Origin of the sequence: Nocardia sp. NPDC006044, assembly GCF_042871115.1 — a bacterium.
GTDB lineage: Bacteria > Actinomycetota > Actinomycetes > Mycobacteriales > Mycobacteriaceae > Nocardia.
Genome location: NZ_JBIAID010000003.1, coordinates 1,310,937 through 1,322,455, shown reverse-complemented (window position 1 = coordinate 1,322,455; position 11,519 = coordinate 1,310,937). Strand labels below are relative to the sequence as shown.

Genomic DNA, 11,519 nt, shown 5'->3' with positions numbered 1-11,519 from the left:
CAACCGGATCATTGGAGGCCCTTCTTGAGCACCCCGACGAATCAACCAGTCGCACCTGCCTCGCGCAAGACCGCCGTGGTCGTGGGCCACGGCATGGTCGGGCACCGTTTCGTGGAGGCGCTGCGGTCGCGGGACGAGGCGGGGCAGTGGCAGGTGGTGGTGCTGAGCGAGGAGCGACTGCCCGCCTACGACCGCGTCGGCCTGTCTGCGTACGTGGGCGCCTGGGACGCCGCCGCGCTGGCGCTGCCCGGCAACGAGTACGCCGGCGACGCGCTGGTCGAGCTGCGGCTCGGCCAGCGCGCCGAGTCGATCGACCGGGACGCCCGCAAGGTCACCACGTCGGCCGGCGACACCATCGCCTACGACGCGCTGGTGCTCGCCACGGGCTCGTACCCGTTCGTGCCGCCGGTTCCGGGGCATGACCGCCCGGAGTGCTTCGTCTACCGCACCATCGACGATCTGGACGGCATCCGGGCGGCCGCGGCGGCCGCCGGGCCGGGAGCGGTCGGCGTGGTTGTCGGTGGCGGCCTGCTCGGCCTCGAAGCCGCGAACGCGCTCCGGCTGCTCGGTCTCACCCCGCACGTCGTCGAGTACAACCAGCGGCTGATGCCCGCCCAGGTGGACGAGGGCGGCGGCGCGATCCTGGAACGCCTGGTCACCGAGCTCGGCCTGGTCGTGCACACCGGTGTCGGCACCGCCTCGATCGACGCGGCCGGCAACGGCATCCGGGTCAGCCTGTCCGACGACTCGGTGATCGACGCCTCGCTCGTGGTCTTCTCCGCCGGCGTGCGCCCGCGCGACCAGATCGCCCGCGACAGCGGACTCGAGGTCGGCCCGCGCGGCGGCGTCATCACCGATCTCGGCCTGCAGACCTCGGATCCGAGCATCTGGGCCATCGGCGAATGCGCCGCGGTCGAGGGCACCTGCTACGGCCTGGTCGCCCCGGGCTACACCACCGCGGAGATCGTCGCCGACCGATTGCTCGGCGGCGCGGGCGAATTCCCCGGCGCGGACATGTCGACCAAGCTCAAACTGATGGGCGTCGACGTGGCCAGCTTCGGCGACGCGCACGGCGTCACCGAGGGCGCGCTGTCGGTGGTGCTGCACGACGCGGCCAAGGGCACCTACGCGAAACTCGTTGTCTCCGACGACGCGCGGATCCTGCTCGGCGGCATCCTGGTCGGCGACGCCACCGCCTACGCCGCGCTGCGCCCGCTGGTCGGCCGTCCGCTGCCGGCCGAGCCCGCCGCGCTGATCTCGCCCGCGGGCGCGGAACTGGGCGCCGACGCGCTGCCCGACGACGCCCAGATCTGTTCCTGCAACAACGTTTCCAAGGGCGCGATCTGCGGGGCCATCGCCGAGGGAGCGTGCGACGTCCCCGGCCTCAAGAGCTGCACCTCCGCCGGAACATCCTGCGGCGGTTGCGTTCCCATGCTCAAGAAGCTGCTGGAACAGTCCGGCGTGGAGATGTCCAAGGCCCTGTGCGAGCACTTCGGCCAGTCCCGTGCCGAGCTGTTCCAGATCGTCCAGGTCACCGGCATCCGCACCTTCTCCGGCCTGATCACCAAGTACGGCAAGGGAACCGGCTGCGATATCTGCAAGCCGACGGTCGCCTCCATCCTCGCCTCGACCTCGAGTGAGCACATTCTCGACGGCGAACAGGCCGCGCTCCAGGACACCAACGACCACTTCCTGGCCAACCTGCAGAAGAACGGCACCTACTCGGTGGTGCCCCGGATGCCCGGCGGCGAGGTCACCCCCGACCAGCTCATCACCATCGGCCAGATCGCCAAGGAATTCGACCTCTACGTGAAGGTCACCGGCGGCCAGCGGATCGACCTGTTCGGCGCGCGGGTGGAACAGCTGCCGCGGATCTGGCAGCGCCTGGTCGACGTCGGCATGGAATCCGGACACGCTTACGGCAAGTCGCTGCGCACGGTGAAGAGCTGCGTCGGCTCCACCTGGTGCCGCTACGGTCAGCAGGATTCGGTCGGCATGGCGGTGCTGCTCGAAAAGCGTTACCGCGGACTGCGTTCCCCGCACAAGCTGAAGCTGGCCGTGTCCGGCTGTGCCCGTGAATGCGCCGAGGCGCGGGGCAAGGACGTCGGCGTGATCGCCACCGAACACGGCTGGAACCTCTACGTCGGCGGCAACGGCGGCCTCACCCCGAAGCACGCGGTGCTGCTGGCCGGCGACCTCGACGACGAGACGCTGATCAAATACATCGACCGGTACCTGATGTTCTATGTCCGCACCGCCGACCGGTTGCAGCGCACCGCGCCGTGGCAGGAGGCCCTCGAAGGCGGCATCGATTACCTCCGGCAGGTCGTCTGCGAGGACAGCCTCGGCATCGCCGCCGAACTGGAGGCGGCCATGGCCCAGCATGTCGCCGGCTACCGCGACGAATGGGCCGCCGTGCTCGAGGACGAGGAGAAGCTGTCGCGCTTCGTCTCCTTCGTCAACGCCCCCGAGGAGACCGATCCCACCATCGCGTTCGACGACACCGGGGAACGCAAGGTGCCGGTCCTGCTCGGGATGCCGGACCTGCCTGTGGGCGCGGGAACCGGCACCGCCACGCACGGGAAATGACGGCTTAACCGCACAGAAACAGGGCGCCTGTACCAATGAGTAAGGCGTTTGGAGGATGACACCCATGACCGTGATCGATACCCCCGGCATCGCCGCAGTTACCGCCACCGGCTGGACCCAGGCGTGCCGGCTCGACTACCTGATTCCCGGCCGCGGCGTCGCGGTGCTGCTCAGAGGGGGGCGCCAGGCCGCCCTGTTCCTGCTGGCCGACGGCATGCTCTACGCCGTGGGCAATATCGACCCGATCGGCCGCGCCGCGGTCATGTCGCGCGGCATCGTCGGTGACCGCGGCGGCACCCCGGTCGTCGCCTCGCCCCTGCTGAAGCAGGCGTTCTCCCTGGTCGACGGGCGCTGCCTGGACGACGAATCGGCGCTGCTGCCGGTGTACGCGGTCCGCGTAGCCGACGGCATCGTGTCGATCTCCAACGAGCCGGTGAATTCCGGACTCGCCTCCTCGGACGGGTAAACCGCATGACAACCATCGACGCAGGCCCCTGCCTTGCCGGTTTCACCATCGGCCTCACGGCGGCCAGGCGGGCCGACGAGTTCGCCACGCTGCTGCAACGGCGGGGCGCCGACATCGTGTCCGCCCCGGCCATCCGGATCATCCCGCTGGCCGACGACACCGAGCTGGAGCGGGTGACCCGTCAGCTCATCCTCGATCCGCCGCGAATCACGGTGGCCACCACCGGGATCGGCTTCCGCGGCTGGATGGAGGCGGCCGAAGGCTGGGGCGTCGCGGAGGACCTGCGCGCGACACTGGGCGCCACCCGGATGCTGGCGCGTGGACCGAAGGCCAAGGGCGCCATCCGCGCTGCCGAATTGCGCGAGGAATGGTCGCCCGCGTCCGAGTCCTCGGCCGAGGTGCTCGATCACCTGCTCGCCGAGGGTGTGGAGGGCGTGCGGATCGCGGTGCAGCTGCACGGCGCCACCACCGAGTGGGAGCCGGTGCCCGACTTCTGCGAGGTATTGCGTTGTGCCGGTGCGGATGTCGTGCCGGTGCCGGTGTACCGGTGGGTGCCGCCGGAGGATCAGGGTCCGATGGACCAGCTGATCGAGGCCATCGTGACGTCGAACCTGGACTGTGTGACCTTCACCAGCGCGCCCGCCGTGGCGTCGATGCTGATGCGGGCCAAGGAAACCGGGCTGCTCGACGGTGTGCTGCACGCGTTGCGCGGGCGAGTGCTCGCCGCGTGCGTCGGCCCGATCACCGCCGCGCCGCTGGAAGAACTCGGCGTGGCGACGACGATGCCGGCCCGGGCCCGGCTCGGTGCGCTGGCCCGGCATGTGGCCGAGGAACTGCCGCGGCGGGCCAATCGGATCTATGCCGCGGGACACACGCTCAGCGTGCGCGGCGGCTGCGTCGTGGTCGACGGTACGGTGCGTCAGCTCGCACCCGCGCCGATGGCGTTGATGCGGTCGCTGGCGCGTCAGCCCGGCCGGGTCGTCTCCAGGGAGAACCTCCTGGCCGCGTTGCCCGGTGGCGGTGACGACACGCATGCCGTGGAGACGGCGATCGCCCGGCTGCGCGCCGGGCTCGGTGCGCCGAAGGCGATTCAGACCGTGGTCAAGCGCGGCTACCGGCTGGCGCTGGACGCGGCCGAATGCATCGACAACAACCCGCGACCGGAGTTGGCGGCGTCCGGCGCGGTCATGCCGACGCGGTACGTGCAGACCTCGAGGACGCCATGATCGACCCCGCGCTAGTGCTGGTGGCGCACGGCACCAGGAGCAACCGTGGGGTCCAGATGATCGCCGCGCTGGCCGAGGCGGTGGCCAGGGAGCTCGGCGTCGCGGTTTCGGGGCGCGATGCCGAGCTGCCCGGGGCGGGTGCGGCGGTGCGGACCGCGTTCGTCGATGTGCTCGGTCCGTCGCCCGGCGAGGTATTGCGCGATCTGGTCGATGCTTCGGGGGAATCCGTTCCCGCCGTGGTGGTTCCGGCGTTCCTCGCCTCCGGGTATCACGTGTATCAGGACGTTCCGCGAGAAGTGGCGCAGAGCGCGCATCCGGCGGTGGCGGTGACTCCGGCGATGGGCCCGGACCCGGCGTTGGCCCGGATCATGACCATGCGGCTGCGCGCCGCGGGCTGGCGTCCGGGTGATGCGGTCGTGTTCGCGGCGGCCGGCTCCTCGGATCCCCGTGCTCGCCAGGATGTTCGCCGAGCCGCCGGCCTGCTCACCGAGCGGCTCGGTGCGCCGGTGCGTTTGGCCTATATCGCCACCGGTACGCCTCGGGTGCCGGAAGTTGTTGCGGAACTGCGTGATTCCGGTTCCGAACGGGTCTTCGTCGCGTCGTATCTGCTGGCGCACGGTCTGTTTCACCAACGCCTGCACGAGGCGGGTGCCGATGGGGTTGCCGAACCTATCGGTGTGCACCCCGCGGTGGTCCGGCTGATCGCCGACCGTTATCGCGCCGCCGCGCGGGATCTGGTGCGGGCACGCGTCGTCTGACCGGTTCGGCGGCGATCAGCAAGGTCTTCTGTTGCGTCCGTGCGTCCGTGCGTCCGTGCGTCCGTGCGTCCGTGCGTCCGTGCGTCCGTGCGTCCGTGCGTCCGTGCGTCCGTGCGTGTATGCGTCCGTGCGTGTATGCGGCTCGGTGTTCCCTGCGCACTGCAAGGCGGCTGATCAAGGCGCGGTGCATTGAGCCGGCGTGCGGTACGGGACGGCCCGCCGAGCTCACGGCGATCGGGGTAGCGTGGGAGATGCCCGGAGTGGTCTGGGGCGCGTAGCTGAACGGTGCGGAATGACTCCGCCTCCCGCGTATGTGTTGCCGGCAGCCCTGGCACGCGCCGATCGTGCTGGAATTACGGCGCGTTCGAGTGCGGATGCCGTAAGTTTGCCGATGGATGATCAAGCGGTGGCTTCCGAATCCGAGGGAGGCGTGTTGACCGGAGCCGACGACCCGGTGTCGATCGACCGGACGGACGCCTCGGCACAGTCGGTGTACCCACTGTCGACGGCACAGCTGCGCTGGTGGGTGGCCCAGCAATTGCAGCCGGCGGTGCCGATCACGGTCGCGATGTATCTGGATCTGTCCGGTCCGCTCGACGTCGCCCTGATGTCGCGCTGCGCCCGCCGCGCGGCCCGTGAACTCCAATCCCCGAACCTGCGATTCCGCCTGGTCGACGGCTATCCACAGCAGTATGTCGACGCCACCGCCGAGCTGTCGATGCGGGTCGTGGATGTGACCGATCGGACGGACCCGGTCGCCGCGGCGCAGGAGCAGATGGAGCGCGACTACAACGCACCGCTCGATCCGCTCGCCGACGATCTCACCGTGGCGACGGTGTTCCGGACAGCGCCGGATCATCATCTGCTGTACCTGCGCAGCCATCACATCGTGGTCGACGGCGTGGGGGCCGCGGCGGTACTCCGTCGCACGGGTGAGCTGTACCGCGCGGAAATCGTTGCGGGACAAGGGCTCGGCCCGTCGACGCCGGACGGCTCGGATCCCTCGTCCATACGCGTCGCCCGCGAGTCCGGCAGCGGTCGTCGCCGTCCGGCCGCGCGGGTGTTGTGGCGCTCGGCGGACCCCGATTCCGGCACCGCGACATCGGGTTCGACCCAGACCCTGGCCGGCGCGGCCGTGAATACCATTGCGGCAAAGCATGATTCGGTGACGAGGCCGGACGAGCCCCGATCGAAGGCGATCCGGCCCCTGTCCGTGCCGGAGCTGCTGGAAGACGAACGCCGATACCGGGATTCGGATCGCGCCGCGGCCGACCGCGCCTACTGGCACGACCAACTCGAGACCTTGCCCGAACCGCTCGGCCTGGCCGGGCGTCCCGCCGCACCGTGCCCCCAACCGCATCGGGTCACCGCGACGCTGGACGCCGCGACCGCCGAACTGGTAGCCGCCGCCCGCGCCCGCCACGGCGCGACCTTCCCGGAACTGGCCGTCACCGCCTTCGCCTGCTACCTGGCCCGGATGACCGGCCGCCGGGAAGTCACGCTCACCCTGCCGGTCACCGCGCGCCCCACGGCGGCCCTGCGCCGCTCGGCCGGTTCCATGTCGAACGTAGTGCCATTGCGGCTGAACGGCTTCGACACCGGCACCGTCGGCACGGTCATCGCCCAGGTGCGCTCCCGGGTGATCGGCGCGCTGCGCCATCAGCGCTACCGCTACGAGGACATGCAGCACGATCGCGGCCGGCAGCACGTGGTCCGCGGGGGCTTCGGGCCGGTGGTCAACGTCCTCGGTTTCACCGAGCCGTTCGGTCTCGGCGCACTGACCGGCCGGGTGCGCCTGCTGTCCCTCGGCCCGGTCGAGGACCTCCTGATCAACGGCTACCAGGCCGGTCCCGACGAACGCTCGATCAGCATCGACTTCCACGCCAATCCGGCCCGCTACCGGCCCGACCTGCTCGCCTGGCACCACCGCATGTTCCTCGACTACTTCGCCCGCTTCCTCGCCGCCGAATCCGACTGCCCGATACCGGCTTTGGACCTCACCCCACCGGCTCCGGTAGCGGCGGCCCCGGCGGGTCCGATCCGGGTGCTGCCCGATCTGCTCCGCGCGGGCCTGATTCCGGATGGCGTCGCGGTGCAGGACGGCACTCGCACCATGACCTACCGCGAGCTGGACGAAGCGTCCTCGCGCTGGGCCCGCGAACTGATGGCCGGCGGCGCCCGGCCCGGCGAGTTCGTCGTGGTCGCCATCGCGCGCTCGCTCGAATCGGTGCTCGCGCTGTGGGCGGTCGCCAAGTCCGGAGCGTGCTTCGTGCCGGTCGATCCGAACGACCCGGTCGATCGGATCGCCGGGGTGATCGCGGATTCCGGAGCACGACAGGGACTTACGGTCACCGCGGTACGCGACGGCCTGCCGTGTGACACGGCCTTCGTGGCCCAGGAGAGCGAACCGATCCCCGCTGGAGACGGCGCGCAGCGGCCGATTCCGCGGCCCGATGGTGCGGTCGGCGGTCGCAAGGGTTCGGCCAGGCGCGGCATTCATTGGCTGACCCTCGACGATGCCCGGACGCTGGCGGAGGCCGATCGTCGAGCGAGCACCCCGATCGGCGACGCGGAACGGCCGAGGTCGTTGCGGCCGGACCATCCGGTGTACCTGATCTACACATCGGGCACCACCGGGGTGCCGAAGGGTGTGCTGGTCACCCACCGCGGGCTCGGCTCGCTGACCGACTACATCACCGAACATTATGGGGTCGAACGGGATTCGGTCGTACTGCACGCGCATGCCCCGTCCTTCGACGCGCACCTGCTCGAACTCCTCGCGTGCTTCGCGGCGGGCGCCCGCCTGGTGGTCGAGCCGGCGTCGGCGGTCGCGGGGGCCGCGCTGTCCCGGCTGATCGCCGACACCGGCGGCACGCACTTCCTCACCACCCCGGCCGTTCTCGCCACTCTGCAACCCACCGAGCTGCCCAGCCTGCGCGCCGTCGTGGTGGGCGGTGAGGCCTGCCCGGCGGAACTGGTGCGCGCATGGGCGCCGCACGTCCGCCTGTTCAACGGCTACGGGCCGACCGAAACCACCGTCATGGCAACCCAAACCGCGGCGATGGCACCCGAGGAGCCGGTCACGATCGGCGCGGCACTGCCGGGAGTGCTTGCGGTGGTGTTCGATTCGCGGCTCGTGCAGGTTCCGCCCGGTGCGCGGGGAGAGCTGTACCTGGGCGGCGTCGGTGTCGCGGACGGCTACCTTCGTAACCCGGCGGGCACCGCCGTCCGGTTCATCGCCGATCCGTTCGGCATCGGGCAACGGCTCTATCGCACCGGTGATCTGGTCAGCGCGGGCCCGGACGGCGCGTTCGAATTCCTCGGCCGGTCCGACGGGCAGGTCGAAGTGCGCGGACGGCGCATCGAACCGGCGGAGGTCGAGTCGGCCCTGCTCGCGGAGCCGGGGATCGCGCACGCGGTGGTCACCGTCGCCGATGCCGGGCAGCCGGAGGCCCGCCTGGTCGGTTATGTGGTGGCGGCACCGGGGATTCGGTTCGATGCCACCGCCACGATGCACAGGCTGCGGGACACGCTGCCCGCGTCGCTGGTCCCGTCGGCCCTGATCGAACTCGAGCGACTACCGGTGTCCGGCAACGGCAAGCTCGATCGCGCCGCCCTGCCCGCTCCGGTGCTCACGCCGCGGCCCTATCGCGCTCCCGAGACCGCGTTACAGCGGCTGGTCGCCCAGCACATCGGCGCGGCCACCGGACAATCGCGCGTCGGCCTGGACGACGACTTCTTCGAGCTGGGCGGGAATTCCCTACTGGGCGTATCGGTCTCGGCCGAGCTGGCCGCCGCGACGGACCTTCCGGTGACGGTGCGCTGGCTCTACACGACGCCTACGGTCGCGGCACTGGCCGATCGCCTCGCCGGCTACGCGGGCGCGGACGGCGCCGACGACGACGCCCTCGGCGTCCTGCTCACCCTGCGCCGCAACGGATCTCGCCCACCCCTGTTCTGCGTCCACTCGGCCGTACCGCTGTCCTGGTGCTATGCCGGTCTGGCCCAGTACATCACCGACCGCCCGGTGTACGGCCTGCAAGCGCCGGGCCTCACCGGTCCGGCCGGCGCGATCAGCACGATCGACGACCTCGCGGACAGCTACGTGGCGGCGATGACTCGCGTCCAACCCGACGGCCCGTACCACCTGCTCGGCTGGTCCCTCGGCGGTCAGATCGCGCACGCGATCGCGGTCCGGCTGCGCGCCCGCGGCGCCTCGGTCGCCGCGCTGGCCATGCTGGACAGCATCGTCTTCCCCGACGGGGCCGACCCGCCGCCGGTGCCGCGCATGCGAGACCTGTTGACCCACTTGCTCGGTGACGAACCGGTCGACGCCGACACCCGGCCCGAGCTGACCGCCGCCGAGGCCGCCGCCGAATTGGCCCGCGCGGGTGCGTCATTCGGCACCGGACTCGCGGCGGCTCAACTCGAACGCCTGCATCGCGGCTACGTCGACGGTGTCGCCCTCTCGCACAACTACCGCCCCGGCGTCTTCGACGGTGACCTGCTGTACTTTTCGGCCACCCGCGGCATGACCGAGCTCTTCGGCGCGGACCTGTGGCGTCCCTTCGTCACCGGCGACCTCATCGAGCACCGGGTCGCCGCCACGCACGCCCAGCTGACCAACCCGGCCGTCGTCGCCGTGATCGGCCCGCTGCTGGCCAGGCACCTCGAGCTCATCGCAGTCCCGGCCCGGACCGCACCGTGACCTCCTCGGCTGCCCGCGGGCACGTCGGTACCCGCACCGGATTCGAGTGGTGCAACGTCTACGACGATCCTGGGGCGTGGTCGCGGCAGAATCCGCTCGCCGCCAACCTGATTCGTTACGTCGGCGACTACCTGGTCCACCCACATCCGCAGTTGGGCCGCGACGGGCCGGTGTGTCCCTTCGTCCGCCATACGATCACCCACCACAGCCTGTGGGTGTCCGTGGTGCCGGGCGGCGACGACCTGACCGTCGAGTCCATGACCGCCGCGCTGGACGACGCCTTCGAGATCTACCGCGGCCTGCGCACCGACGCCGACGCCCGAATGCTGGCCTCCATCACCGTCTTTCCCGGCCTGACCTGCTACGAACTGATCGACGCCGTGCACCTGGCCCGTAAGACCGCGGTGGTGGAAGAGGGTCTGATGCTCGGCCAGTTCTATCCCGGCTGCGGCGTATCCGGCCTGTGGAACAAGGACTTCCGGCCGCTCGACGCCCCGCTGCCGATGCTGGTGATCCGGAAGATGATGAATACCGACTTCCCGTTCCTGATCGGGCGCACCGAATGGCTGTACGCGTACCTGACGCAGGTCGCGCCCGACCTTCCGCGCCGTCTGCGCTGGTCGATAGCTGAGCGACTGCGCATGACCGACGTCACCGACGATGCCATCACCGACCTGCGCGTTCATTCGTTAGGCGAACACGCCCGCTGAATGCCGGGTGTCCCGGCGCCGCTGATGGATACTCGACGCCATGCGCCGGCTGATGCGATGCCTGGTTCCACTCCTCGCGGTTGCCGCCGCGCTCCTCCCGGCCGCCACGGCCGCCGCCGATCCCGATTCGCGCATCCTGGATGTGCGGCCGCTCGGCGGGCGCGAAATGGAGGTCGTCGTGCACTCGGCGGCCATGAACAAGCCGATCACGCTGTGGATGTCGCATCCCGGCGCCGGCGCGCCCGCGCTGTATCTGCTCAACGCGGTGGACGGCGGCGAGGACGGCGGGCCGTGGACCCGGCGCACCGATGTCGCGGAGTTCTTCGCGGACAAGAACGTCAACGTGATCGTGCCGATGGGCGGCCGCGCCAGCTACTACACCGACTGGCTGCGCGACGATCCGGTGCTCGGCCGCAACCAGTGGACGACCTTCCTGACCAAGGAACTGCCGCCGCTGCTGGCGGCCAGATTCGGCACGACGGGGCGCAATGCCATTGCGGGACTGTCCATGTCGGCCACCTCGGCGTTGAACCTCGCGGCCGGCGCGCCCGGTCTCTATCAGGCGGTCGGCGCCTACAGCGGCTGCCCGCGCACCAGCGATCCGGTGGCGCAGGCCCTGGTCGCGTCCCAGCTGGGCGTGTTCGGCGCGAACCCGGCGAACATGTGGGGCGCGCCGGACAATCCGGCCTGGGCCGCGAACGACCCGATGGTGCAGGCCGAACGGCTGCGCGGGCTGACCCTGTACGTCTCGTCCGGGACCGGCGCGCCGGGCGAGCACGACAACATCGCCGATCAGGGCATCGATGGCAACCCGGCCCGGCTGGCCGACCGGGTGCTGGTCGGCGGGGCGATGGAGACGTTCGTCGGCAGCTGCACCCGGCCGTTCGTGGACCGGCTGCACGAGCTCGGCATCCCGGTCACCGCGAACCTGCGCCCGGCGGGTACGCACGCCTGGACCTACTGGCAGGACGACGTGCATCAGTCCTGGCCGCTGTTCGCCGCCGCGATCGGCGCCTGAGGCCGCTCGCCGCGGAAAATGTCGGTGCCGGGGGCGACAATTCC

The 11,519-nt window shown here is 70.6% G+C and carries 7 protein-coding genes; all 7 read left to right on the top strand.

The window, feature by feature from the left end; translation table 11 throughout:
• Positions 1-24: 24 nt before the first annotated feature.
• The 7 genes from nirB (at position 25) to ACFYO1_RS30630 (ending at position 11,475) form a co-directional block, all read left to right on the top strand.
• Positions 25-2,589, top strand: coding sequence for a nitrite reductase large subunit NirB (gene nirB / locus ACFYO1_RS30660; protein WP_387238248.1), 2,565 nt, complete (start codon positions 25-27; stop codon positions 2,587-2,589).
• A gap of 64 nt (positions 2,590-2,653) precedes the next feature.
• Positions 2,654-3,055, top strand: a complete 402-nt coding sequence (gene nirD, locus ACFYO1_RS30655) for a nitrite reductase small subunit NirD (protein WP_387238245.1) — start codon at positions 2,654-2,656, stop codon at positions 3,053-3,055.
• 5 nt (positions 3,056-3,060) lie between these two features.
• The gene (locus tag ACFYO1_RS30650; protein WP_387238242.1) at positions 3,061-4,281 is read left to right on the top strand and encodes a uroporphyrinogen-III synthase; all 1,221 of its coding nucleotides are present in this window, start codon (positions 3,061-3,063) and stop codon (positions 4,279-4,281) included.
• Positions 4,278-5,039, top strand: a complete 762-nt coding sequence (locus ACFYO1_RS30645) for a sirohydrochlorin chelatase (protein ID WP_387238239.1) — start codon at positions 4,278-4,280, stop codon at positions 5,037-5,039. Before ACFYO1_RS30650 ends, ACFYO1_RS30645 begins: the two co-directional genes overlap by 4 nt.
• A gap of 406 nt (positions 5,040-5,445) precedes the next feature.
• Entirely contained in the window at positions 5,446-9,747 is a 4,302-nt protein-coding gene (locus ACFYO1_RS30640; protein ID WP_387238236.1) for an amino acid adenylation domain-containing protein, read from the top strand.
• A complete protein-coding gene (locus ACFYO1_RS30635; protein WP_387238233.1) occupies positions 9,744-10,457 on the top strand; it encodes a DUF6875 domain-containing protein in 714 nt (237 codons plus the stop codon). The genes ACFYO1_RS30640 and ACFYO1_RS30635 overlap by 4 nt, the downstream gene beginning before the upstream one ends.
• 40 nt (positions 10,458-10,497) lie before the next feature.
• Complete coding sequence (locus ACFYO1_RS30630; RefSeq protein WP_387238230.1) at positions 10,498-11,475, top strand: alpha/beta hydrolase; 978 nt, start codon at positions 10,498-10,500, stop codon at positions 11,473-11,475.
• Positions 11,476-11,519: the final 44 nt, after the last annotated feature.

Coding starts and splice junctions, on each gene's coding strand:
- nirD (WP_387238245.1), top strand. CDS start 2,654: ATGACCGTGATCGATACCCCCGGCATCGCCGCAGTTACCGCCACCGGC.
- ACFYO1_RS30650 (WP_387238242.1), top strand. CDS start 3,061: ATGACAACCATCGACGCAGGCCCCTGCCTTGCCGGTTTCACCATCGGC.
- ACFYO1_RS30645 (WP_387238239.1), top strand. CDS start 4,278: ATGATCGACCCCGCGCTAGTGCTGGTGGCGCACGGCACCAGGAGCAAC.
- ACFYO1_RS30630 (WP_387238230.1), top strand. CDS start 10,498: ATGCGCCGGCTGATGCGATGCCTGGTTCCACTCCTCGCGGTTGCCGCC.